The sequence below is a fragment of the Streptomyces sp. NPDC107454 genome, from assembly GCF_055582885.1.
Map to the genome: position 1 here is coordinate 160,244 of NZ_JBVJPA010000012.1, position 24,538 is coordinate 184,781.

The 24,538-nt window shown below is 70.0% G+C and carries 19 protein-coding genes; 10 read left to right on the forward strand and 9 right to left on the reverse strand.

Annotated features, from left to right (window positions below; genetic code table 11):
- Window positions 1-91 precede the first annotated feature (91 nt).
- A complete protein-coding gene (locus tag ACZ69M_RS29965) occupies window positions 92-1,192 on the forward strand; it encodes a calcium:cation antiporter (protein ID WP_470054644.1) in 1,101 nt (366 codons plus the stop codon).
- Between the two features lie 66 nt (window positions 1,193-1,258).
- Here ACZ69M_RS29965 and ACZ69M_RS29970 read toward each other — a convergent pair whose 3' ends face one another.
- Complete coding sequence (locus ACZ69M_RS29970) at window positions 1,259-2,560, reverse strand: MFS transporter (protein WP_470054646.1); 1,302 nt, start codon at window positions 2,558-2,560, stop codon at window positions 1,259-1,261.
- A gap of 263 nt (window positions 2,561-2,823) precedes the next feature.
- Here ACZ69M_RS29970 and aroQ point away from each other — a divergent pair, with 263 nt between their 5' ends.
- Window positions 2,824-3,297, forward strand: coding sequence for a type II 3-dehydroquinate dehydratase (gene aroQ / locus ACZ69M_RS29975; protein WP_054235938.1), 474 nt, complete (start codon window positions 2,824-2,826; stop codon window positions 3,295-3,297).
- Between the two features lies 1 nt (window position 3,298).
- Here aroQ and ACZ69M_RS29980 read toward each other — a convergent pair whose 3' ends face one another.
- From ACZ69M_RS29980 to ACZ69M_RS30000, 5 genes are all read right to left on the reverse strand, one after another.
- Entirely contained in the window at window positions 3,299-4,051 is a 753-nt protein-coding gene (locus ACZ69M_RS29980) for an amino acid ABC transporter ATP-binding protein (RefSeq protein WP_470054649.1), read from the reverse strand.
- Window positions 4,048-4,974, reverse strand: coding sequence for an amino acid ABC transporter permease (locus ACZ69M_RS29985; protein WP_470054651.1), 927 nt, complete (start codon window positions 4,972-4,974; stop codon window positions 4,048-4,050). The genes ACZ69M_RS29980 and ACZ69M_RS29985 overlap by 4 nt, the downstream gene beginning before the upstream one ends.
- On the reverse strand, window positions 4,971-5,855 hold the full coding sequence (locus ACZ69M_RS29990) for an ABC transporter substrate-binding protein (protein WP_470054653.1): 885 nt from the start codon (window positions 5,853-5,855) through the stop codon (window positions 4,971-4,973). Before ACZ69M_RS29990 ends, ACZ69M_RS29985 begins: the two co-directional genes overlap by 4 nt.
- 404 nt (window positions 5,856-6,259) lie before the next feature.
- Window positions 6,260-6,916, reverse strand: a complete 657-nt coding sequence (locus ACZ69M_RS29995; protein ID WP_075026258.1) for an MBL fold metallo-hydrolase — start codon at window positions 6,914-6,916, stop codon at window positions 6,260-6,262.
- Window positions 6,917-6,925: 9 nt separating this feature from the next.
- The gene (locus ACZ69M_RS30000; protein WP_470054655.1) at window positions 6,926-7,615 is read right to left on the reverse strand and encodes a maleylpyruvate isomerase family mycothiol-dependent enzyme; all 690 of its coding nucleotides are present in this window, start codon (window positions 7,613-7,615) and stop codon (window positions 6,926-6,928) included.
- A 223-nt stretch (window positions 7,616-7,838) separates the two neighbouring features.
- Here ACZ69M_RS30000 and uvrA point away from each other — a divergent pair, with 223 nt between their 5' ends.
- A complete protein-coding gene (gene uvrA, locus ACZ69M_RS30005) occupies window positions 7,839-10,880 on the forward strand; it encodes an excinuclease ABC subunit UvrA (RefSeq protein ID WP_470054657.1) in 3,042 nt (1,013 codons plus the stop codon).
- A gap of 150 nt (window positions 10,881-11,030) precedes the next feature.
- Here uvrA and ACZ69M_RS30010 read toward each other — a convergent pair whose 3' ends face one another.
- Both ACZ69M_RS30010 and ACZ69M_RS30015 read right to left on the reverse strand, forming a co-directional pair.
- A complete protein-coding gene (locus tag ACZ69M_RS30010) occupies window positions 11,031-11,942 on the reverse strand; it encodes a carbohydrate kinase family protein (protein WP_470054659.1) in 912 nt (303 codons plus the stop codon).
- Entirely contained in the window at window positions 11,939-13,024 is a 1,086-nt protein-coding gene (locus tag ACZ69M_RS30015; protein ID WP_470054661.1) for a LacI family DNA-binding transcriptional regulator, read from the reverse strand. Before ACZ69M_RS30015 ends, ACZ69M_RS30010 begins: the two co-directional genes overlap by 4 nt.
- 237 nt (window positions 13,025-13,261) lie before the next feature.
- Here ACZ69M_RS30015 and ACZ69M_RS30020 point away from each other — a divergent pair, with 237 nt between their 5' ends.
- On the forward strand, window positions 13,262-13,666 hold the full coding sequence (locus ACZ69M_RS30020) for a Rieske (2Fe-2S) protein (RefSeq protein WP_470054663.1): 405 nt from the start codon (window positions 13,262-13,264) through the stop codon (window positions 13,664-13,666).
- A gap of 39 nt (window positions 13,667-13,705) precedes the next feature.
- Here the strand turns inward: ACZ69M_RS30020 and ACZ69M_RS30025 are convergent, their stop codons facing one another.
- The gene (locus ACZ69M_RS30025) at window positions 13,706-14,653 is read right to left on the reverse strand and encodes a hypothetical protein (RefSeq protein WP_470054665.1); all 948 of its coding nucleotides are present in this window, start codon (window positions 14,651-14,653) and stop codon (window positions 13,706-13,708) included.
- A 291-nt stretch (window positions 14,654-14,944) separates the two neighbouring features.
- Here ACZ69M_RS30025 and uvrC point away from each other — a divergent pair, with 291 nt between their 5' ends.
- From uvrC to gap, 6 genes are all read left to right on the forward strand, one after another.
- On the forward strand, window positions 14,945-17,095 hold the full coding sequence (uvrC, locus tag ACZ69M_RS30030; RefSeq protein ID WP_470054667.1) for an excinuclease ABC subunit UvrC: 2,151 nt from the start codon (window positions 14,945-14,947) through the stop codon (window positions 17,093-17,095).
- Window positions 17,096-17,217: 122 nt separating this feature from the next.
- On the forward strand, window positions 17,218-18,105 hold the full coding sequence (gene rapZ / locus ACZ69M_RS30035) for an RNase adapter RapZ (protein WP_075026813.1): 888 nt from the start codon (window positions 17,218-17,220) through the stop codon (window positions 18,103-18,105).
- On the forward strand, window positions 18,102-19,172 hold the full coding sequence (locus ACZ69M_RS30040) for a gluconeogenesis factor YvcK family protein (protein WP_352048600.1): 1,071 nt from the start codon (window positions 18,102-18,104) through the stop codon (window positions 19,170-19,172). Before rapZ ends, ACZ69M_RS30040 begins: the two co-directional genes overlap by 4 nt.
- Window positions 19,163-20,152, forward strand: coding sequence for a DNA-binding protein WhiA (gene whiA, locus ACZ69M_RS30045; RefSeq protein WP_010987695.1), 990 nt, complete (start codon window positions 19,163-19,165; stop codon window positions 20,150-20,152). Before ACZ69M_RS30040 ends, whiA begins: the two co-directional genes overlap by 10 nt.
- A gap of 163 nt (window positions 20,153-20,315) precedes the next feature.
- On the forward strand, window positions 20,316-23,273 hold the full coding sequence (locus tag ACZ69M_RS30050; RefSeq protein ID WP_470054669.1) for a M14 family metallopeptidase: 2,958 nt from the start codon (window positions 20,316-20,318) through the stop codon (window positions 23,271-23,273).
- A gap of 190 nt (window positions 23,274-23,463) precedes the next feature.
- A complete protein-coding gene (gap, locus tag ACZ69M_RS30055; protein WP_351303047.1) occupies window positions 23,464-24,474 on the forward strand; it encodes a type I glyceraldehyde-3-phosphate dehydrogenase in 1,011 nt (336 codons plus the stop codon).
- Window positions 24,475-24,538 lie beyond the last annotated feature (64 nt).

Genomic DNA, 24,538 nt, shown 5'->3' on the forward strand with positions numbered 1-24,538 from the left:
GGTGCGCGGTGCTGGGCCGCGCACCCCGCCAGGTGTTCGCTCGGACGGCCATCGGAATGCGGGGCCCGTCCGCGCCTGCGACGATCGCTGCATGATCGTTCGGCTCCGGTCACTCCTGACGCAGTGGACGGCCGTCGTGCCCGTGGTCGCGGTGGTCCTGCTGGCCTTCACCTGGGGGCGCGACCTGCCCGCCGCGATCGTCGCACTGGTGACCCTGGTCCTGGCCGGAGCGGTGCTGGCCGCGGTCCACCACGCCGAGGTGATCGCGCACCGGGTCGGTGAACCCTTCGGGTCCCTCGTCCTGGCCATCGCCGTCACGATCATCGAAGTGGCGCTCATCGTCACCCTGATGGTGGACGGCGGCCCGAAGACCTCGACGCTCGCCCGTGACACGGTGTTCGCGGCGGTGATGATCACGTGCAACGGCATCGTGGGACTGTGCCTGCTCGTCGCCTCCCTGCGTCACGGGCTCGCCGTCTTCAACGCGGAGGGCACCGGCGCCGCCCTGGCGACCGTCGCGACGCTGGCCACACTCAGCCTGGTCTTCCCGACCTTCACCACCAGCAAGCCGGGCCCGGAGTTCTCCACGACCCAGCTCACCTTCGCCGCGCTCGCCTCACTCGTCCTGTACGGCCTGTTCGTGACGACCCAGACCGTGCGGCACCGCGACTACTTCCTCCCGATCACCCGTCTGGGCGAGGTGATCGACGTGGACGAACACGCGGACGCCCCGTCCGCCCGTGGCGCCGGGATCAGCCTGGGCCTGCTCGCCCTGGCCCTCGTCGGAGTGGTCGGCCTAGCCAAGGGCGTGTCGCCCACCATCGAGTCCGGCGTGGAGGCGGCCGGTATGCCGCAGTCCGTGGTCGGTGTGATCATCGCGCTGCTCGTGCTGCTTCCGGAGACCATCGCCGCGGTCCGGTCGGCCCGCCGCGACCGGGTGCAGACCAGTCTGAACCTCGCCCTCGGCTCCGCGATGGCCAGCATCGGTCTGACGATTCCCGCGGTCGCCCTGGCCTCCGTCTGGCTCTCCGGACCACTCGTACTCGGCCTCAGTTCCACCCATATGGTGCTGCTCGCGCTCACGGTGGTCGTGAGTTCCCTGACGGTCGTCCCCGGACGTGCGACCCCCCTTCAGGGAGGCGTCCATCTGGTGGTGTTCGCGGCGTACTTGGAGCTGGCGGTCACTCCCTAGCCGACGCTCAGCCGGTGAAGCCACTGCTCAGCCGGTGGAGCCACCGCTCAGCCAGTGAACCATCGCTCACTCCGTGGCCGGGGCGACGGCCAGCCGGGGCACCGGCCGGGTCTCCGGCAGCAGTGCGAAACACCCGAGGCTGAACAGGGCGATCCCCGTCAGATACGCCGCCACACCCCAGGGCACCCGCTCTCCCTCGGCCACCGCCGTCGCCACGATGGGCGTGAGCGCGCCGCCCAGGACCCCGCCCAGGTTGTAACCCACCGCCGCCCCCGTGCAGCGCACCCGAGGCTCGTACAACTCCGGCAGATACGCGGCGATCACGGCGAACATCATGATGAACGCGAGCAGTGCCACCAGGAAGCCCAGGAACATCAACAGGGGTTCGCCGGTCGACAGCAGCGCGATCATCGGGAACATCCACAGTGCCGAGGCCGTACACCCCGCCAGACACAGCGGCCGCCGTCCGTAGCGGTCGCCGAGAAGGGCCATCACGGGTGTGAGGGAGCCCTTCACCACCACGGCCGCCATGATGCAGGACAGCATGACGGTACGGCTCACCCCGAGCCGCTCGACGCCGTACGCGAGCGCCCAGGTCGTCACCGCGTAGAACACGGCGTAGCCCACCGCGAGTCCACCGGCCGTCAGCAGGACGAGCCGCCAGTGGTCGCGCACCACCTCGGCGAGCGGCACACGCGCGTGGTCCTCCATTTCGAGGAAGCTGGGGCTCTCCGCGAGCGAACTGCGCAGCCACAGCCCCGCGGCGGCGAGCAAACCCGCCGCCCAGAACGGCACCCGCCACCCCCATGCCGCGAACTGCGCGTCGGACAGCGTGGTCGACAGCACCAGCATCACGCCGTTGGCCAGCACGAACCCCAGGGAGGGGCCGATCTGCGGAAAGCTCGACCACAGTGCGCGCCGCTCGGCGGGCGCGTGCTCCGCGTTCAGCAGCACCGCACCGCCCCACTCCCCGCCGAGCCCGAGCCCCTGAAGGAAACGCAGTACGAGAAGGAGCACGGGAGCGGCCGTACCGATCGAGTCGAACGTCGGCACGCACCCGACCGCGACGGTCGCGGCGCCGGTCAGCAACAGCGAGGCGACGAGCACCGGACGCCGTCCGCGCCGGTCCCCGATGTGCCCGAACAGCATCGAGCCGAGCGGGCGGGCGACGAACCCGACGCCGAACGTCGCGAAGGCCGCCAGCGTTCCCGCCAGCGGTGAGAAGGTCGGGAAGAACAACGGTCCCAGGACCAGGGCGGCCGCGGTCCCGTAGACGAAGAAGTCGTAGAACTCGATGGCCGTTCCGGCGAGCGAGGCGGCCGCGAGCCGCAGCATGGAGGGCGCCCTTACGGTGTGTACGTCGTGCATGCCGCGTCAACTACCCACGGTGACGGACGGTTACGGGGGCGCGCGGGAGCAGGGTGCGCGTCGGCGGCTGATCGCGATGCGCCGGAGCGGACCGACCTCGTACTGCTCGCAGCGGCTCTCGTCACGGAACGGCGGGCGGCGTCACGGAAAGGCTGGTCCCATCACGGATTGGACGGCCCGTCACCACCGCGCCGTAGCGTGATAGACCGGGTCCGAGCAGCGGCCCGCAACGGGCCGGCAGATCTGGAAGGACCGGAGGAACCGTGCCCCGCACTCTCGCCAACGCCCCGATCATGATCCTCAACGGGCCCAATCTGAACCTTCTCGGGCAGCGTCAGCCGGAGATCTACGGCTCGGACACGCTCGCGGACGTGGCGGCCCTGTGTGCCAAGGCGGCCGCCGCGCACGGCGGCACGGTGGACTTCCGTCAGTCCAACCACGAGGGCGAGCTGGTGGACTGGATCCACGAGGCGCGCCTGAACCACGCCGGGATCGTGATCAACCCGGCCGCGTACTCGCACACCTCCGTCGCGATCCTGGACGCGCTCAACGCCTGTGACGGCCTTCCGGTGGTGGAGGTCCACATCTCCAACATCCACCAGCGCGAGGCGTTCCGGCACCACTCCTACGTCTCGCAGCGGGCCGACGGGGTCATCGCGGGGTGCGGGGTCCAGGGGTACGCGTTCGCGGTGGAGCGGGTGGCGGCGCTGGCGGGGACGGGGCAGGCGCAAGCCTGACTCAGAGCCGCCCCGCCTCCACGATCCGGCGCAGGAACCGCCGGGTGCGCTCCTGTCGCGGGCTCCCGAAGAGCTCCTCGGCCGTGCCGCGTTCGAGGACCACACCGCCGTCCAGGAAGCACACCTGGTCGGCGACCTCGCGGGCGAAGCCCATCTCGTGCGTGGCCAGCACCATGGTCATCCCCTCGTCCTTCAGGTCCCGGACGACGGACAGGACCTCACCCACGAGTTCCGGGTCGAGGGCGGCGGTGATCTCGTCGAGGAGCAGCAGCCGGGGACGTACGGCCAACGCGCGGACGATCGCGGCCCGTTGCTGCTGGCCGCCGCTCAGCCGGTCGGGATACTCGCCCGCCTTCGCGCCGAGGCCGAGCCGGTCGAGCAGCTCACGCGCGTGTGCCTCGGCCTCCGCGCGGCTCACACCGTGCACGCGGCGCGGGGCGAGCGTGACGTTCTCCAGCACGGTCATGTGCGGAAAGAGGTTGTACGCCTGGAAGACCACGCCGATCCGACGGCGTACGGCGTCGTGGTCGGCCCGCGGGTCGGTGATCTCCTCGTCGTCAAGCCAGATCGCGCCGTCGTCGATCTCCTCGAGGAGGTTCGCACAGCGCAGCAGGGTCGACTTGCCGGAGCCGGAGGCGCCGATCAGCGCGGTCACCGTGTGCGGGGCGACCTCCAGGTCGACGTCCCGCAGTACGACGGAGTCTCCGAAGGTCTTGCGGACGGATTCCATCCGCAGCACCGGTGTGGCGGTCATATGGTCCCTCCCTGGGCCCGCTGACGGTCCATCCGGGCCGTGATCCAGTCCGTGAAGCGGGTCATCGGAATGGTCAGCGCGACGAAGACCAGTCCCGCGACGATGTACGGCGTGTAGTTGAGGCTGCGGCCCACGATGATGTCGGCGGCCCGCACCGCGTCGACCGCACCGCCGATCGACACGAGCCCGGTGTCCTTCTGGAGGGACACCAGGTCGTTGAGGAGCGGCGGCACCTGGCGGCGTACCGCCTGGGGGAGGACGACGTAGCGCAGGGCCTGCCGGTTGGTGAGCCCGAGCGAGCGGGCCGCGGCGCGCTGCGAGGGGTGGACGGACTCGATGCCGGCGCGGAACACCTCGGCGACGTACGCCGAGTACGTCAGTGTCAGTGCCGTACCGCCCAGGAGGACCGGGTCCACGGTCACGCCCTGCAGCCGCAGCGCGGGGACGCCCAGGACCACGATCATCAGGTTGATGATGAGCGGGAGGCCGCGGAAGAAGTCCGTGTACGCGGCGGCCAGCGCCCGTACGGGGAAGAACACCGGGCCGCGCAGGGTGCGGGCGATGGCGATCAGCATGCCCAGGACGAGGACCGCGGCGCCGCATATCAGGAGCAGCCGTACGTTCAGCCACAGCCCTTCCATGACCTTGGGGAACGCCTCGCGCGCGTACTGCCCGTCGAAGAACGTCTCCTTGGTGCGCGACCAGCCTGGCGCGTTGACGACGACGAGGTACAGCACGACGCCGGTGACCAGAGTGGAGAGCGCGGCGATCGCCGTCGCGCGGCGGGCGCGGGCGCGCTTGTGGCGCTCCCGTTCGATCCGCCGCTGCGAGGGGACGTACGCCTCGGGCATGTCGCCCTCATCGGAGCCCGCGCCCGGCTCCTCTCCCGGCTCCCCTTCCGACTCCTCCTTGGTGATGGTCACTTGAGCACCGGAGCGTCGACGGCCTCGGACAGCCACTGCTTCTCGATCGAGGCGAGCGTGCCGTCCTGGCGCAGGGCGTCCACGGCCTTCGTCACGCACGGGGTCAGGGCGCTGCCCTTGTCGAGGACGAGTCCGAACTGCTCCGGTGTGCCGCTGGTGTTCTCGAACTGTCCGACGATCTTGGCGTCGGTCACCTCGGCCGCCGTGATGTAGAACGCGGTCGGCAGGTCGACCACGATGGCGTCGACCTGGCCGTTCTTCAGAGCGGACTTGGCCTGGTCGTTCTTCGCGTACGCGGCCGGCTGCCGGGTCGGCTTCACCACGTCGTCGATGTAGTTCAGGCTGGTGGTGCCGACCTGGGCGCCCAGCTTGACGCCCTTGAGGTCCGCGATGCTCTTCGCCTTCGCGGCCTTGGAGCCCTTGAGCGCGATGACGGCCTGGCGGACATCGTAGTAGCCGGACGAGAAGTCCACCGCCTTCTTGCGTTCGGCGCTGATCGACACCTGGTTGATGTCGAAGTCGAAGGTCTTCACGCCGGGCGCGAAGGCCTTGTTGAAGGGGACGGTTTGCCAGACGACGTCGCTCTTGTCGTAGCCGAGCTGCTTGGCCACGGCGTACGTGACCGCGGACTCGAAGCCCTTGCCGTTGGCGGGCTTGTCGTCCTTGAACCACGGCTCGTACGCGGGCTCGTCGGTGGCGATGGTCAGCTTGCCGGACGTCCGGGTGCCCAACGCGCCCTTCGCGCAGGCTTCCCCGGTTGTCCCGGAGGCCTTGGCGGAGGCTTTGTCCTCCGGCTGCGGGGCACAGCCCACGGCGACGGCGAGCAGGGCGAGGGTGGCGGCGGACGCGGCGCGGCGCAGGGTGCGTTGGGCGAGATGCATGGCGGGAGAGTGACAGCGAGGCATGCCGTTTGTCGAGGTCACAACGGTAAAAGTCCGCATAGTGGGAACGTGTGTTGCGGTCCCGTGAACGCTCGATGAGAAGAGCCGCTGAGCGGCCTGCCGACGGCTTTGCCGGGGCCGCCGGCCGAGGGCGGGGATCAATGGGCCGGCGGCCCGTTTCGCGTCAGGAGCCGTCGACCTGAGCGGGGCTGCTTCCAGTGGACTGCACCACCGCACGCGCCGGGAGCGCGCGCAGGGCACCGGCGCGTGCGCTCTATTCACACGGGGCGCGTGTTCGCGGACTTCACGCCCCCGGCCGGGGTTCGTCGTACGACTCGGACCGGCCGGGGTTCGTTCGGCGTACGACTCGGATCGGTCGGGCTCGTTCGTCGAGCGGCCCGGAGTCACCAGCCGCGCGCGTGCCACTCCGGAAGGTGTGGCCGCTCGGCGCCCAGAGTCGTGTCGTTGCCGTGCCCCGGGTAGACCCAGGTCTCGTCCGGCAGCGCGTCGAAGATCTTCGTCTCGACGTCGTGGATGAGGCTGGCGAACGCCTTCGGGTCCTTGCGGGTGTTGCCCACACCGCCGGGGAAGAGACAGTCCCCCGTGAACACGTGCGGGTGCCCGTGCGGGTCGTCGTAGACGAGGGCGATCGAGCCCGGTGTGTGTCCCACGAGGTGGCGCGCGGTGAGCTCCACGCGCCCCACCCGGATCGTGTCGCCGTCGCCCACGAGGACGTCGGTCGGCACGGGGATGCCCTCGGCGTCGTCCCGGCCCGCGTAGGTGCGGGCGCCGGTGGCCACCACGACCTCCGCGAGCGCCTGCCAGTGGTCGCCGTGCTGATGTGTGGTGACGACGGACGCGATGCCGTCGTCACCGATCAGCGTGAGCAGGGTGCCGGCGTCGTTGGCCGCGTCGATCAGCAGCTGCTCGTCGGTGGCCCGGCAGCGCAGCAGATAGGCGTTGTTGTCCATCGGGCCGACCGCGACCTTGGAGATCATCAGGTTCTGCAGCTCGTGCACATCGGCAGGTCCGCCGACCTTCACCGCTCCGCTGTAGGTCATGACGGCAGCCTATAGCGGGGGGAGCGCGGGGAGTGGCCCGCCATCGACGCTCAGCCCCGAACCGTCGCGCCGTCCGCAGAGCCAGCCGAGAAGAGCCGGCGCGGGACCGGTCACGGTGACCTCGGGTCCGCCCTCGGCATCGCGTCCCGTGCTCCACGCGCGCGTGGCGTCGGTGATCCGTGTGGAGGGCACTTCGGGGTGCCCCGTGAACCGATCGGCGAGGAACGCGATCTCCCGTTGCACGAACTCCTCCGGGAGATCCTCGAGCTCGTACCCGATCCCCAGGTCCACGTGATGCAGCTCGACCTCGCCCCAGCGCCGGAACGGCACCCGGGCCGCGGAGTCCGTGACCCCGTTGCGCAGCTCCACCGTGCGCGACCAGTCCGCGGGCGCCGCCCCGGCGTCCTGGAACCGGGCCGCGCTCTTCCGCAGGTCCGCGAGCTGTGCGTCCAGGGGGCGCGGCGCGTCCCGCTCGATGTCGGTGTCCCGGGCTTCCCCGGAGACGTACATCGGGCGCCCGTCGAGGACGTTCACGAGCGCGTCCGCGTTACGGGAGAGGTGGGCGAGCACATGGCCGCGGCTCCAGCCAGGCAGCCGTGACGGCTCGGCCGCGGAAGCGTTGTCCAGTTCGGCGGCTGCGTTGAGCAGCCGTTCGGTCGCGTCATGTACAGACGCCAGGTCGCGCGCATGATCCATCATGCGGCCGACCCTAGCCCCGCCACACGTTCGGGTGAAGGTGGTCGGTCATGCCCGCAAATCGAATGCACGTGCTATACCCTCGACTGCGGCGTCGGGCATGCTGGATGGCCCGGGATTGTTGTGAACCAGGGAAAGCAACCGGCGCTGTCAGTGGCTCCCCCTAGTCTGGGAAAGACGGGGGCCTCGGCCCCTGTCACTTCTCTCAAGAAAGGTGCGGACCGGCGTGGCCGACCGTCTCATCGTCCGTGGAGCGCGCGAGCACAATCTGAAGAATGTCTCGCTCGACCTCCCGCGCGACTCGCTCATCGTCTTCACGGGCCTGTCGGGGTCGGGCAAGTCCTCGCTGGCCTTCGACACGATCTTCGCCGAGGGACAGCGGCGTTACGTGGAGTCACTGTCCTCGTACGCCCGGCAGTTCCTCGGCCAGATGGACAAGCCGGACGTCGACTTCATCGAAGGCCTCTCCCCGGCGGTCTCCATCGACCAGAAGTCGACCTCGCGCAACCCGCGCTCGACGGTCGGCACCATCACCGAGGTCTACGACTACCTGCGTCTGCTCTTCGCGCGCATCGGCAAGCCGCACTGTCCCCAGTGCCGCCGCCCCATCACGCGCCAGTCGCCGCAGGCCATCGTCGACAGGGTTCTGGAGCTGCCCGAGGGAAGCCGCTTCCAGGTGCTTTCGCCGCTGGTGCGCGAGCGCAAGGGCGAGTTCGTCGACCTGTTCGCCGATCTCCAGACCAAGGGGTACAGCCGGGCCAGGGTCGACGGTCAGACGATCCAGCTCACCGAGCCGCCCACGCTGAAGAAGCAGGAGAAGCACACCATCGAGGTGGTCGTCGACCGCCTCACGGTGAAGGACTCCGCCAAGCGCCGCCTCACCGACTCCGTGGAGACCGCCCTCGGGCTCTCCGGCGGCATGGTCGTGCTCGACTTCGTCGACCTCCCCGAGGACGACCCCGAGCGCGAGCGCATGTACTCGGAGCACCTGTACTGCCCGTACGACGACCTGTCGTTCGAGGAGCTGGAGCCCCGCTCCTTCTCCTTCAACTCGCCCTTCGGCGCCTGCCCCGAGTGCACCGGTATCGGTACGCGCATGGAGGTCGACCCCGAGCTGATCGTCCCGGACGAGGACAAGTCCCTCGACGAGGGCGCCATCCACCCCTGGTCGCACGGCCACACCAAGGACTACTTCGGGCGGCTCGTCGGAGCCCTCGCCGACGCGTTGGGATTCCGGACCGACATCCCCTTCGCCGGTCTCCCGCAGCGCGCCAAGAAAGCCCTGCTCTACGGCCACAAGACGCAGATCGAGGTGCGCTACCGCAACAGGTACGGGCGCGAGCGTGTCTACACCACCCCCTTCGAAGGGGCCGTCCCCTTCATCAAGCGGCGGCACAGCGAGTCCGAGAGCGACGCCAGCCGCGAGCGCTTCGAGGGCTATATGCGCGAGGTGCCCTGCCCCACCTGTGAGGGCACCCGCCTCAAGCCGCTCATCCTCGCCGTCACCGTCATGGAGAAGTCGATCGCGGAGGTCTCCGCGATGTCGATCAGCGACTGCGCGGACTTCCTGGGCAAGCTGAAGCTCGACGCGCGCGACAAGAAGATCGCCGAGCGCGTCCTGAAGGAGGTCAACGAACGGCTGCGCTTCCTGGTCGACGTCGGCCTCGACTACCTGTCGCTCAACCGCGCGGCCGGCACGCTCTCCGGCGGCGAGGCCCAGCGCATTCGCCTGGCCACCCAGATCGGCTCCGGCCTCGTCGGCGTCCTGTACGTCCTCGACGAGCCGTCCATCGGCCTGCACCAGCGCGACAACCACCGGCTGATCGAGACCCTGGTCCGGCTGCGCGACATGGGCAACACGCTCATCGTCGTCGAGCACGACGAGGACACCATCAAGGTCGCCGACTGGGTCGTCGACATCGGCCCCGGCGCGGGTGAGCACGGCGGCAAGGTCGTGCACAGCGGCCCCTTGAAGGAGCTGCTCGCCAACCCCGAGTCGATGACCGGCCAGTACCTGTCGGGCAAGAGGGAGATCCCGCTTCCGGACATCCGCCGTCCCGCCGACCCGGGCCGCAGGCTCACCGTGCACGGAGCCCGTGAGAACAACCTCCAGGACATCGACGTGTCCTTCCCGCTGGGCGTGCTCACGGCGGTCACGGGTGTCTCCGGTTCCGGCAAGTCGACGCTGGTCAACGACATCCTGTACACGCACCTGGCGCGCGAGCTCAACGGCGCCCGGAACGTTCCCGGGCGGCACACGCGCGTGGACGGCGACGACCTCGTCGACAAGGTCGTGCACGTCGACCAGTCGCCCATCGGCCGCACCCCGCGGTCGAACCCGGCGACGTACACCGGAGTCTTCGACCACGTCCGCAAGCTGTTCGCCGAGACGACCGAAGCGAAGGTGCGGGGCTACATGCCCGGCCGCTTCTCCTTCAACGTCAAGGGCGGCCGCTGCGAGAACTGCTCGGGCGACGGCACCATCAAGATCGAGATGAACTTCCTGCCGGACGTGTACGTCCCCTGCGAGGTCTGCCACGGGGCGCGCTACAACCGGGAGACCCTGGAGGTCCACTACAAGGGCAAGTCCATCTCCGAGGTCCTCGACATGCCGATCGAGGAGGCCCTCGGCTTCTTCGAGGCCGTCCCCGCGATCGCCCGCCACCTGCGCACGCTCAACGACGTCGGTCTCGGCTACGTCCGGCTCGGCCAGTCCGCGCCGACGCTGTCCGGCGGCGAGGCCCAGCGCGTCAAGCTCGCCAGCGAGCTGCAGAAGCGTTCCACGGGCCGCACGGTGTACGTGCTGGACGAGCCGACCACCGGTCTGCACTTCGAGGACATCAGCAAGCTGATCACGGTGCTCTCCGGCCTGGTCGACAAGGGCAACACGGTCATCGTCATCGAGCACAACCTCGACGTCATCAAGACCGCCGACTGGGTCGTCGACATGGGCCCGGAGGGCGGCAACGGCGGTGGTCTCGTGGTCGCCGAGGGCACGCCCGAGCAGGTCGCCGGGATTCCGGCCAGCCACACCGGCAAGTTCCTGCGCGAGGTCCTGGGCGCGGACCGGATCAGCGACGCCGCCTCCGTACCGGCTCCCCGCAACGCGGCGGCCAAGAAGGCGGTCGCGGCCAAGTCGACGGCCAGGAAGACGACCACGAAGGCCGTGAACAACACGGCCACGAAGAAAGCCGCCGCGGCCACCGGCACGACGGCCACGAAGAAGGCGACCCCCGCGAAGAAGACCACGCGGGCACGCAAGGCCTGATCCGGCCGGACGGGCAGGGCCCGGCACATCACGAAGAACACGGTGCCCCATGGGAACTCCCCATGGGGCACCGCCCGTTGCACGGTCAGCCGCCCTTGGACCACATCGGTCTCAGAGATCCAGCTGCCGGTTTCAGAGGCTCCAGCTGTGTCAAGGGGCGTCGAGTTCCGCGGCGAACGGCGGCTCCGCGCCCGCTCGGGAGCAGGTGATCGCCGCCGCGCGGGCCGCGAACCGCAGCAGCTCGCTCCAGCCGTCGGGGCCCAGCTCGGCCAGCGCCGCCGGGGACAGCGCGTCCCGCGCGGCCAGGCCGTGCAGCAGGGCCGCGTTCACCGTGTCTCCTGCGCCGATGGTGTCCACGACCTCGACCGGCTCTCCGGGCACGGAGTGGACGGAGCCGTCCTGGGTGAACACCGTCAGGCCGTCGCCGCCCTGAGTGATCACGACGGCCGCGGGACCGGAGGCCAGCCACTCGCGCGGGGTGCCGCCCAGCCACAGCGCGTCCTCCTCGGAGAGCTTGAGGAGCGACACCGACGGCAGCCAGCTCTTGAAGCGGGCCCGATAGGCGTCCGCGTCGGGGATGAGTACGGCCCGGATGTTCGGGTCGAGCGTGGTGAACACCCCGCGCGCGGCGGCGGCCCGCATCAGCTCCTCGTAGGCGCTCGCGCCTGGCTCGAGGACCAGCGAGCAGGTCCCGAAGGACACGGCCCGGGTGGCGTCCGGGAGGCGCTCCGGCGCGGTGAACAGGCGGTCGGCGGTGCCCTCGACGTAGAAGGAGTATGCCGCCGAACCGTCCGCGTCGACGGAGGCGAGCGCGAGGGTCGTCGGCTCCGTCCCGCGCTGCACCGAGGACACGTCGACCCCCGCCTCGTGCAGCCCTCCGAGGAGCGCCTCGCCGTAGGCGTCGTACGAGACCCGGGAGCAGAAGGCGGTGGGGGAGCCGAGGCGGCCCAGCGCCACCGCCGTGTTGTAGGGGCCGCCGCCGCGTGCGGGGCGCAGGCCGACGAGCGCGCCCGCGCCCTGCGGTACCAGGTCGATCAGGGCCTCACCGGCGACGACGATCACGACAGGGATCCTTTCGCGGGACTCTTCTGACTCAGGTCGGTGGGGGAGGCCCCCCATGTCCCGGGGGGCTCGGGACAGCCGCATGAGGTGCGGTGCACGAAGGCGCAGGGGAGCCGCACGGTGCGGGCCGGGTGGTCAGGCGCGGCGAGCCGTTCCAGGAGCAGCTGGACGGCCTGCGCGCCGATCTCCTTGCTGGGCTGGGAGATCGCGGTCAGCCGGGGCGCGAAGAGATCCGCCCAGGCGAAGTCGTCGAAGCAGCACAGCGCCAGGTCGTCCGGCACGGACAGACCGCGTTCGCGCACGGTGCGCAGGGCCCCGATGGTCATCGCGTTGTTTCCGGTGACCAGCGCGGTCGGGGGCGCGGCCAGGGACAGCAGCGCGTCGGTGGCACGCTCGGCGGCCGTCGCCTCGGAGTCACCGTGCGCCACGAGCCGTTCGTCATAGGGGAGCCCTGCGCCCGCGAGGCCGTGGCGGTAGCCGGAGATCCGCTCGTTCGTGGTGCTGAGCCCGGGCAGGCCCGCGACGAGCCCGATGCGCCGGTGACCCCGCTCGGCGAGATGCCCGACCAGCCGTGCCATCGGCTCGGCGTTCTCGGCGCAGACCTGGTCGAAGCGGAAGGGGTGGTCGGCCGGGGCCTCGACCAGGCGGTCCAGGAAGACGGTCGGCACGTGGTGCTGCCCGAGATAGCGCAGGAGCGCGTCCGGATCGGCGGAGGGTGCGACGATCAGACCGTCGACGCGTCGCTCGTGCAGCAACTGGACGACCTTCCGTTCGTGCTGGGGATCGTCGTGCGGATCGACGAGAAGCAGCCCGTACCCGTGCTCCAGGGCGCCCGCCTCGACGCCCTGGAGGATCTCCGTGAAGTACGGGTTGCTGATCGCCGACACCGCGAGGCCGATGGACCGGGTGCGCGCGGTGACCAGGGAACGGGCCAGGGTGTTGGGCGTGTAGCCGAGTGCGTCGATGGCGTCCAGGACGGCCTGGCGTGTGTGGGGCAGCACAGGGCGCGTGTCGTTGAGCACATGGGAGACGGTCGCCACGGACACTCCCGCGTGCGCCGCCACGTCGACCATCGTTGCCATCGCCCTGCCTCGCCTCTCCCCGGGCGACCCACTGGGGCCCTCCCCGAACTCTCGGCCTGCTCCGGCGGGAACGTATCGCATTCGACGGTGGACGTAAACGCTTGCGCAAACGTTTACGTCCTGTCGCCCGCCCATATTGAGGACCCCTCGGGGCCGCACCCATGAGGACACCCTCGGGGCGGAATCATCCCTACCGGTATCGTCGACACACACCCGGCCCCGACCTGTGGAGACGCCATGCCTGCCCGCCGTACCGTCCTGCGAGGAGCGGCACTCGCCCCGGTCGCCGGGATCGCCGTCAGCGCCTGCTCCGGCGGCAGCGGGGGCGGGACGCCGGCGGCGCCGACCGCGCCGGTCGAGCTGGGCGCGGAGAGCGAGATCGCCAAGGGCGGCGCCAAGCTGTACCGGGAAGAGAACGTCGTGGTCAGCCGTGCCGAGAACGGCTCCCTGAAGGCGTTCAGCACGATCTGCACGCACGCCGGGTGCGCCATCAACAAGCTTCAGGGCACCACGCTGATCTGCCCGTGCCACGGCAGTGAATTCGACGCGGCGACGGGCAAGGTGCTGCAGGCCCCTGCCACCGAGCCGCTGCAGGAGCTGTCCGTGCAGGCCAAGGGCGGCAGGATCGTCGCGGGCCCCTGACCGGGAGCGCGGTGACACCACGTCCCCGGCCGGCCGGGGTCACTCCCAGTCCCAGCCGATGCCCACGATGCCCGACCGCACCCGCGGCTCGACGAGATGCACCGAGCGATGGCGCCCGCTGAGGGGGAGCTCCTGGCGGCCGCTGCGTGGCGCCGCCGCCGAGTGCTGGGTGAACCGGTGACAGCGCGCGGGCAGCGCATCCTCGTCGAACCGCACTTGGAGGGCGTACTGCCCGCCCGCGAAGCCGAACCCGCGTACGTACTCGCTGGACGCACCGGCCGTGCCGTCCTCGAAGCCGTAGCGGAAGAGGAACGTATCTCCCGCGCGCAGCCGCGTGTCGAAGAGCAGCTCGGCGACCAGCACTCCGGTGTCGTGGTGCCAGCGCACCCGTCCCGTGCGGCAGTTTTCCAGGGCTCGGACCGCCGTGCGCTCCGGGGCGCAGCCAGGGTCACCGTGGTGGACGGCCACATAGCGGTCCACACCGTCCTTGTAGGCCCGCACGATGTGGTGGGACTCACGCGCGAGCAGCTCGCGGTGTGTGCCTATCCGGACGAGTTCATGGTGGCCCAGGGTGTGCAGCCCGCCGTCGAGCGGTGACTCCAGCTCGGCCAGGAGCCGCTCCAGGACGCCGGAGGCCTCCACCAGGGAGCGGTACGAGCGGCCGGTGGGGCGCTGGGGGTCGCAGCGCTGGTCGGCCTTGGCCAGGAGCCGGATCAGCGACTCGTCCGGGAGCTGGAGGATCTCCTCCAGGGCGCGTACGGCGCGCAGCGACTCGGGGCGCTGTGGGCGCCGGGCGCCCTGCTGCCAGTAACTCAGGCTCGTGACCCCGACTTTGACCCCGTACCGGGACAGGTGGTGCTGTACACGCTGCAGGGGCAGGCCGCGTGCGGCGATCGCGGCGCGCAGCGCGACATGGAAGGGGCCTCCCGCCAGGGCCGTCTCCAGTTCCGCAATGGCGACGTCCGCGTGCTGTGTGCCGTACCGCATGCAGGGCCTTTCTGTGAATGTTCACAACGGCTGGTCAGACCGTTGGATGCAGGTCGTCGGGGGCGCCCGGCCGGCGCGCGGGGCTTGTTCACACGCGCCTGTCGCCGTCCACGACCCCGAGTTCCCACGCATTGAAGCGTGTTGACCAAGCCCCGACAACACCTGATACGCAACCTACTCAACCTGCCGTACCGCCCTGTGGCCGATCTGCGATCGCTGTCCCGGCGGCCGAGTCCACAGGCGGGCCGGGAGGTCGGCGCGGTGTCAGCCCTCGCCAGTAGGGTGTGTGACATGGCCGACCCCTCCAGCTACCGCCCCAAGCCGGGACAGATCCCGGACTCTCCCGGGGTGTACAAATTCCGCGACGAGCACCGCCGGGTGATCTACGTCGGAAAGGCGAAAAGCCTGCGCCAGCGCCTGGCCAGCTACTTCCAGGACCTGGCGGGGCTGCACCCCCGCACCCGCACCATGGTCACCACGGCCGCGTCCGTGGAGTGGACGGTGGTGTCCACGGAGGTCGAGGCGCTCCAGCTGGAGTACTCCTGGATCAAGGAGTTCGACCCCCGGTTCAACGTCAAGTACCGCGACGACAAGAGCTACCCCTACCTCGCGGTGACGATGAACGAGGAGTTCCCGCGTGTGCAGGTGATGCGCGGCCACAAGCGCAAGGGCGTGCGCTATTTCGGTCCCTACGGGCACGCGTGGGCGATCCGCGACACCGTCGACCTGCTGCTGCGCGTCTTCCCGGTCCGCACCTGTTCGGCGGGCGTCTTCAAGAACGCCGCCCGCACCGGCCGCCCCTGCCTCCTCGGCTACATCGGCAAGTGCTCCGCCCCCTGTGTCGGGCGGGTCTCCGACGAGGAACACCGCGACCTGGCCGAGGAGTTCTGCGACTTCATGGCCGGCCGTACGGGGACGTACATCCGCCGCCTCGAGAAGCAGATGACGGACGCGGCCGAGGAGATGGAGTACGAGCGGGCGGCCCGTCTGCGCGACGACATCGAGGCCCTGAAGAAGGCCATGGAGAAGAACGCGGTCGTGCTCGCCGACGCGACCGACGCCGACCTGATGGCCGTCGCCGAGGACGAGCTGGAAGCCGCCGTGCAGATCTTCCACGTGCGCGGCGGCCGGGTGCGCGGCCAACGCGGCTGGGTCACCGACAAGGTGGAGGCCGTCACCACCGGTGACCTCGTCGAACACGCGCTGCAGCAGCTCTACGGGGAGGAGAGGGGTGACTCCGTCCCCAAGGAGGTGCTCGTCCCGGCACTGCCCGACCCCGTGGAGCCCGTCCAGGAATGGCTGACCGAGCGCCGCGGGTCGAACGTCTCCCTCCGCATCCCGCAGCGCGGCGACAAGAAGGCGCTCATGGAGACAGTGCAGCGCAATGCGCTCCAGGCTCTCGGCCTGCACAAGACCAAGCGCGCCTCCGACCTGACCACCCGCTCGCGCGCCCTGGAGGAGATCGCCGTAGCCCTCGACCTGGACAGTGCCCCGCTCCGGATCGAGTGCTACGACATCTCGCACCTCCAGGGGGACGATGTGGTCGCCTCCATGGTCGTCTTCGAGGACGGGCTGCAGCGCAAGAGCGAGTACCGGCGCTTCCAGATCAAGGGCTTCGAAGGCCAGGACGACGTCCGCTCCATGCACGAGGTGATCACCCGCCGCTTCAAGCGCTATCTCGCCGAGAAGGAGCGGACGGGCGAGTGGACGGACGGCGAGAACGTCTCAAGCGACGGGACCTCCGCCGACGGGACCTCCACCGAAAGCGCCCCCCTGGGGAACACCGCTCTGGAAGGTGACACCACGGGGAACGCCTTCGCGGGGAACGCCTTCACCGAGGAGGACGGCCGCCCCAAGCGCTTCGCCTACCCTCCGCAGCTCGTCGTCGTCGACGGTGGCCAGCCGCAGGTCGCGGCGGCCCAGAGGGCCCTCGGTGAACTGGGCATCGACGACATCGCCGTCTGCGGCCTCGCCAAGCGCCTGGAGGAGGTCTGGCTGCCGCACGAGGACGACCCGGTGGTCCTGCCCCGCACCAGCGAGGGCCTGTACCTGCTCCAGCGGGTCCGTGACGAGGCCCACCGCTTCGCCATCACCTACCAGCGCACCAAGCGGGCCAAGCGTTTCAAGGCGAGCCCACTGGACGAGGTGCCGGGCCTCGGCGAGACCCGCAAGCAGGCGCTGATCAAGCACTTCGGCTCGGTGAAAAAGCTGCGATCCGCGACCATCGACCAGATCTGCGAGGTCCCCGGCATAGGCCGCAAGACGGCCGAGGCGGTCGCCGTGGCCCTCGCCCAGGCGGCTCCGGCCGCACCCGCCGTGAACACGGCGACTGGAGAGATCATGGAAGACGAGGAAGTCGGGGCGTCCGCTACGACCGCGGGCTCCCCGGAGGAGCCCGTGTCCGCGGGCGCCTCACACGAGCGACGGGGGCAGGAGACATGAGCGACAACGAACGACAAGAGATCCCAGCACCGGCCGAACAATCGGCCGAACAGACGGCCGGACCGCAGACCGGGCAGACGGCCGCATCACAGGCCGCCGACGAGACCCAGGGGGGTACGACGATGGAGACGCCCGCGGTGCCCGAAGCCGCCATCCCCGAGCTGGTGATCATCTCCGGGATGTCCGGGGCGGGCCGTTCGACGGCCGCCAAGTGTCTGGAGGACCTCGGCTGGTTCGTCGTCGACAACCTGCCGCCCGCGCTGATCCCCACCATGGTGGAGCTCGGCGCCCGCTCCCAGGGCAACGTGGCGAGGATCGCGGTCGTCGTCGACGTACGAGGCCGCCGCTTCTTCGACAACCTCCGCGAGTCCCTCGCAGACCTGGAGGCGAAGAACGTCACCCGGCGGATCGTCTTCCTGGAGTCCTCCGACGAGGCCCTGGTGCGCCGCTTCGAGTCCGTGCGCCGTCCGCACCCCCTCCAGGGCGACGGCCGCATCGTCGACGGCATCGACGCCGAGCGCGAGCTGCTGCGCGAGCTGCGCGGCGACGCCGACCTGGTCATCGACACCTCCAGCCTGAACGTGCACGAGCTGCGCGCCAAGATGGACGCCCAGTTCGCCGGCGAGGAGGAGCCCGAGCTGCGGGCCACCGTCATGTCCTTCGGCTTCAAGTACGGCCTTCCGGTCGATGCCGACCTGGTCGTGGACATGCGCTTCCTGCCCAACCCGCACTGGGTCCCGGAGCTGCGCCCCTTCACCGGCCTGAACGAGGAGGTGTCGGCGTACGTCTTCAACCAGCCCGGCGCCAAGGAGTTCCTCGACCGCTACACCGAGCTCCTCCAGCTCATCGCCGCCGGGTACCGCCGTGAGGGCAAGCGTTATGTGACCATCGCGGTCGGCTGCACCGGTGGCAAGCACCGCTCGGTCGCCACCTCCGAGAAGCTCGCCGCCCGCCTCGCCTCGCAGGGCGTGGAGACCGTGGTCGTCCACCGGGACATGGGGCGCGAGTGACCGGACGTGCCGCACTGCGGCTGAGCAGGCTGCGCCGGGTCGCCTCCGAGGGACGCGGCGACAGGCCCGCCGAGGCGCGCGGCGGGAAGCCGCGCCGCCGGGGTGCCCAGCCCAAGGTCGTCGCCCTCGGCGGCGGCATGGGGCTGTCCGCCTCGCTCGCCGCGCTGCGCCGGATCACCGGCGATCTCACCGCCGTCGTCACCGTGGCCGACGACGGCGGATCCAGCGGGCGCCTGCGCGACGAGCTGGGCGTGCTGCCGCCCGGTGACCTGCGCAAGGCCCTGGCCGCGCTGTGCGGCGACGACGACTGGGGCCAGACCTGGGCCCGCGTCATCCAGCACCGGTTCCAGTCCCAGGGCGATCTGCACGAGCACGCGGTCGGCAATCTGCTGATCGTCGCCCTGTGGGAACAGCTCGGCGACCATGTCCAGGCCCTGGACCTGGTCGGCAGGCTCCTCGGCGCGCACGGCCGGGTGCTGCCCATGTCCGCCGTACCCCTGGAGCTCCAGGCCCTGGTCAAGGGGCACGACCCGGAGCGGCCCGAGGACGTGGACACGGTACGGGGACAGGCGACCGTGGCCCTCACCCCCGGCGAGGTGCAGTCCGTGCACGTCGTCCCCGCCGACCCGCCGGCCGTCCCCGAGGCCGTGGCGGCGGTCCTCGACGCCGACTGGGTGGTCCTCGGCCCCGGCTCCTGGTTCTCCTCGGTGATTCCGCACCTTCTCGTGCCCGAGCTCCTCGATGCGCTCACCGAGACGAAGGCGCGCCGGGTACTCTCCCTGAACCTCGCCCCGCAGCCCGGAGAAACCGAGGGCTTCTCCCCGCAGCGTCATTTGGAGGTTTTGGGACGACACGCCCCTAAACTCGCCCTGGACGTGGTGCTGGCCGACGAGGCCGCCGTGCCCGATCGCGACTCACTCACCGACGCCGCCCAGCGGTTCGGCGCCGCGGTCGAGCTGGCGCCGGTGGCCCGGACCGACGGATCTCCGCGGCACGACCCGGAGCTGTTGGCTGCCGCGTACGACCGTATTTTTCGGATGCATGGAAGGATCGGCCCATGGCGATGACGGCAGCGGTGAAGGATGAGATTTCCCGGCTCCCCGTCACCCGGACCTGCTGCAGAAAGGCGGAGGTTTCCGCCATTCTGCGGTTCGCCGGCGGCCTCCACCTGGTGAGCGGCCGGATTGTGATCGAGGCGGAGCTGGACACCGCGATGGCGGCGCGCCGGCTGAAGCGGGACATTCTGGAGATCTTCGGCCACAGCTCCGAACTGATCGTGATGGCGCCCGGCGGTCTGCGCCGCGGCTCCCGGTATGTCGTACGCGTCGTCGCGGGCGGCGACCAGCTGGCCCGTCAGACGGGGCTCGTGGACGGCCGTGGGCGCCCGATCCGGGGCCTCCCGCCGCAGGTGGTCTCGGGGGCCACCTGCGACGCCGAGGCGGCCTGGCGCGGAGCGTTCCTGGCGCACGGCTCGCTCACCGAGCCGGGGCGCTCCTCCTCCCTGGAGGTGACCTGCCCGGGTCCGGAGGCCGCGCTCGCGCTCGTCGGCGCCGCCCGCCGGCTCTCGATCGCCGCGAAGGCCCGCGAGGTGCGCGGCGTGGACCGCGTGGTCGTCCGTGACGGAGACGCGATCGGCGCACTGCTCACCCGGCTCGGAGCGCACGAGTCGGTGCTGGCCTGGGAGGAGCGGCGGATGCGCCGCGAGGTCCGCGCCACGGCCAACCGGCTCGCCAACTTCGACGACGCCAACCTGCGTCGCTCGGCCCGTGCCGCCGTCGCCGCCGGAGCCCGCGTGCAGCGCGCCCTGGAGATCCTCGCGGACGAGGTGCCGGAGCATCTCGCGGCCGCCGGACGGCTGCGCATGGAGCACAAGCAGGCCTCCCTGGAGGAGCTGGGCGCGCTCGCCGACCCGCCGCTGACCAAGGACGCCGTCGCCGGCCGTATCCGGCGGCTGCTCGCGATGGCCGACAAGCGGGCCCAGGATCTCGGCATCCCCGGGACGGAGTCGAACCTCACCGAGGAGATGGCGGACAACCTCGCGGGCTGACCCGTCCGACCGATCGCCGCAAGCCCAACACGCCGGTGCCGATGTCCACTTGGGGCGTCGGTACCGGCGTTTGCGTTCCTGTGAGGCACCCTTGACTTGACCATGAAGTGTCATGAGCCTGGCATCTGTTCGCTGCTGTGGCGGACTCACGCAAGGGGGGCTCATGAGACGAAGAGCGAGAGCGATCCTCGCTACCGGCGCGCTCCTGCTGGGCGGTGCGGGCATGGCGCCCATCGCCCAGGCGCAGAACGGCGGTTCACCCAAGCCCGACGCGAACGCCGTGAAGGTGTTCCACGCGGAGATCACGAAGCAGCAGATACCCCTGCTGCTCGCGGCCGGGCAGGACGGCCACGAACTCGGCGACACGACGTGGAAGAACGGCAAGAGCGCGGTCGAGGTCTACGTCACCGACCAGCAGGCCAAGAAGCTGGAGAAGCAGGGCGTCGACCTCACCGAGCACACCCTGTCGGCCAAGGCCGAGGCGCGGGTGGAGAACGCGGCCCAGGGCGTGTTCCGCCCGTACAGCGGCAAGGGCAATCTCCAGGAGGAGATCGTCAAGACCGGCGCCGCCCACCCCGACCTCACCAAGGTCGTCTCCATCGGCAAGACGGTCAACGGCCAGGACATCCTCGCGCTCAAACTGACCAAGGGCGCGAAGAAGTCCAAGGACGGCTCCAAGCCGTCCGTGCTGTACATGTCCAACCAGCACGCGCGCGAGTGGATCACGCCCGAGATGACACGGCGTCTGATGCACTACTACTTGGACAACTACTCCACGGACAAGCGCATCAAGAAGATCGTCGACTCCACCGAACTGTGGTTCGTCCTGTCGGCCAACCCCGACGGCTACGACTACACGTTCAAGGACGCCGACGCCCGCCAGTGGCGCAAGAACCTGCGGGACGTCAACGGCGACGGGGTCATCTCCACCGGTGACGGCGTCGACCTCAACCGCAACTTCGCCTACAAGTGGGGCTACGACGACGAGGGTTCGTCACCCAACCCCACCAGTGAGACCTACCGCGGCGCGAGCCCCGGTTCCGAGCCCGAGACCAAGGCGCTCGACGCCTTCGAGAAGCGGATCGGCTTCACGTACGGCATCAACTACCACTCCGCCGCCGAACTGCTCCTCTACGGAGTGGGCTGGCAGGTGGCGACGCCCACCCCGGACGACGTGCTCTACAAGGCGCTCGCCGGAACCCCGGAGCACTCCGCGATCCCGGGCTACCACCCCCAGGTCTCCTCGGAGCTCTACACGACCAACGGCGAGGCGGACGGCCACGCGGGCAACGTCAACGGCATGGCGATGTTCACCCCCGAGATGTCGACCTGTGAGACCGCCTCGAACATCGACCCGAACGACGCCTGGAACGCGGCCGACTGCGCCTCGGTCTTCACCTTCCCGGACGACGAGAAGCTGATCGAGCAGGAATTCGAGAAGAACGTCCCGTTCGCGCTCTCCGTCGCCGAGACCGCGGCCCACCCCGACCAGCCGTCGTCCTCGGTGGGCCTCGCCGCGGCCGACTTCACCCCGGCCCCCTTCACGACGTCGTACTCCCGCGGGGCCGACCAGGCGGTCTCCGTCGTCGTCCGCAAGTCCGTACGCGACAAGGAGCTCAAGTACCGCGTCAACGGCGGCCGTACGCTGGACGTGGCCCTCAAGGCATGGAAGGGCGGCGAGACCTACGGCGGCAAGGACAACCTCTACTTCGACGAGTACCGCGCCAAGGTGAAGGGCGGCGGCCCCGGCGACAAGGTCGAGGTGTGGTTCACCGGTGAGACCAAGAGCGGCAAGAAGACCTCCAGTACGCACTTCACGTACACCGTGGCCCAGCGGCCCAGTGCCGACACGCTGGTCGTCGCCGAGGAGGGCGCGACCGCCACGCAGTCCCAGGCCTACGTCGACGCCCTGAAGGCCAACGGCAAGAAGCCCCTCGTCTGGGACGTGGCAACCCTGGGCGCACCCGACGCGCTCGGCGTGCTCGACCACTTCAAGACGGTCGTCCACTACACCGGCGCCGCACGGCCGGGCAACGCCACCCAGCTCCAGCTGCGCGCCTTCCTCAACGAGGGCGGCAAGCTGATCGAGGCGGGCGAGCAGGCCGGCGGCAACGTCGACCTCGGCGGAGGCACCCTTTCGAACGACTTCAGCCAGTACTACCTGGGCGCCTACTCCCGTACGTCCACTCCAGGGGCCAACGGATTCACCGGCGCCGGGAAGCTCACCGGCTTCACGGGGGCGCTCGGCGACGCGCCCGGCAATCCGCTGAACACCGCGGGCACCTACGGCGTCACCTCGGACTCGCTGGCACCCACGCAGTACCCGCAGTTCGCCTCGAGCGCGGGAGCGGGTCAGTTCGCCGGGACCGTCAACCCGTACGGGCCCTACGCGGGCTCGTACATGGCCGCCGCCGTGCACACCGACGACGCCTACAAGCGCCTCACCCGGACCATCGACCTCACCGGTGTCAGCGCCGCCGACAAGCCGACGCTGCGCACCCAGCTCCTGTGGGACACCGAGCCCGGCTACGACCACGCGGTGCTCGAGGCCCACACCACCGGTGCGGACGACTGGACGACGCTGCCGGAGGCGGGCGGTGCCACCAGCACCGCGGTCCCGGCGGAGTGCGAGGCCGGATTCCTGGTCAGGGAGCACCCCTTCCTCAAGCGGTACCTGACCGTGAGTCCCACCGGCTGCGCCAACACCGGTACCAGCGGGGCGTGGAACAGCTTCACCGGTGCCTCCAGTGGCTGGCAGCAGGTCAACTTCGACCTCAGCGCGTACGCCGGCAAGTCGGTCCAGGTGTCGTTGAGCTACATCACCGACCCGAACACCGGCGGTCACGGCGTCCTCGCGGACAACGCCTCCCTCGTCGTCGGCGGGGCGGCCACCGAGACCGAGGGCTTCGAGACCTCCCTCGGGCCCTGGAGCGCCTCCGGGCCGCCTCCGGGCAGCCCCTCCGTGCTCAAGGACTGGGCGCGCTACGGAGAACTGTTCAAGACGTACGGCGGAGTCACCACGGACGACACGGTGCTGCTGGGCTTCGGCCTGGAGCACGTCACCGCGGCGGCCGACCGCGCGGCCCTCGTCAAGAAGGCGCTCGGGGCGCTGAACAGCTAACCCAGTGTGACTATCTCGTCAACACCGAGGGTGTTCCGTACCCCTACTGGTGGGTACGGAACGCCCTGCCGTGTATGGGGTATCTCGATGTCACCGCAGACGCCTCGGGGAGGTAGGGTCGTAGGCGGTCGGGGACATCCCATACAACTCGCCGGCACTGAGTCGGCGTACCTAACGAGGAGATCGGTTCGTGACGATCCGCGTAGGCATCAACGGCTTTGGCCGCATCGGTCGTAACTACTTCCGCGCGCTGCTGGAGCAGGGTGCTGACATCGAGATCGTGGCTGTCAACGACCTGGGTGACACCGCGACCACCGCTCACCTGCTGAAGTACGACACCATCCTGGGCCGCCTCAAGGCCGAGGTGTCGCACACCGCCGACACGATCACCGTCGACGGCCACACCATCAAGGTGCTCTCCGAGCGCAACCCCGCCGACATCCCGTGGGGCGAGCTGGGCGTCGACATCGTCATCGAGTCGACCGGCATCTTCACCAAGAAGGCCGACGCCGAGAAGCACATCGCCGGCGGCGCCAAGAAGGTCCTGATCTCGGCTCCGGCCAAGGACGAGGACATCACCATCGTGATGGGCGTCAACCAGGACCAGTACGACCCGGCGCAGCACAACATCATCTCCAACGCCTCCTGCACCACCAACTGTGTGGCGCCGATGGCCAAGGTGCTCGACGAGAACTTCGGCATCGTCAAGGGCCTGATGACGACGGTCCACGCGTACACGAACGACCAGCGCATCCTGGACTTCCCGCACTCGGACCTGCGTCGCGCCCGCGCCGCCGCCGAGAACATCATCCCGACCACGACCGGTGCCGCCAAGGCCACCGCCCTGGTCCTCCCGCAGCTCAAGGGCAAGCTCGACGGCATCGCGATGCGCGTCCCGGTCCCGACCGGCTCGGCCACCGACCTGGTCGTGACGCTGCAGCGCGAGGTCACCAAGGACGAGGTCAACGCCGCGTTCAAGAAGGCCTCCGACGACGGCGACCTCAAGGGCTACCTGGCCTACACCGAGGACCCGATCGTCTCCTCGGACATCGTCGGCGACCCGGCCTCCTGCACCTTCGACTCCTCCCTGACGATGGTCCAGGAGGGCAACTCGGTGAAGATCCTCGGCTGGTACGACAACGAGTGGGGCTACTCCAACCGCCTCGTCGACCTCACGGTCTTCGTCGGCGGCCAGCTCTAAGTCCCGGAGCAGGCACCTCTGATGTGAGAGCAGGGCTCGGGCAACGCAGCGCCGCGTTGTCCGA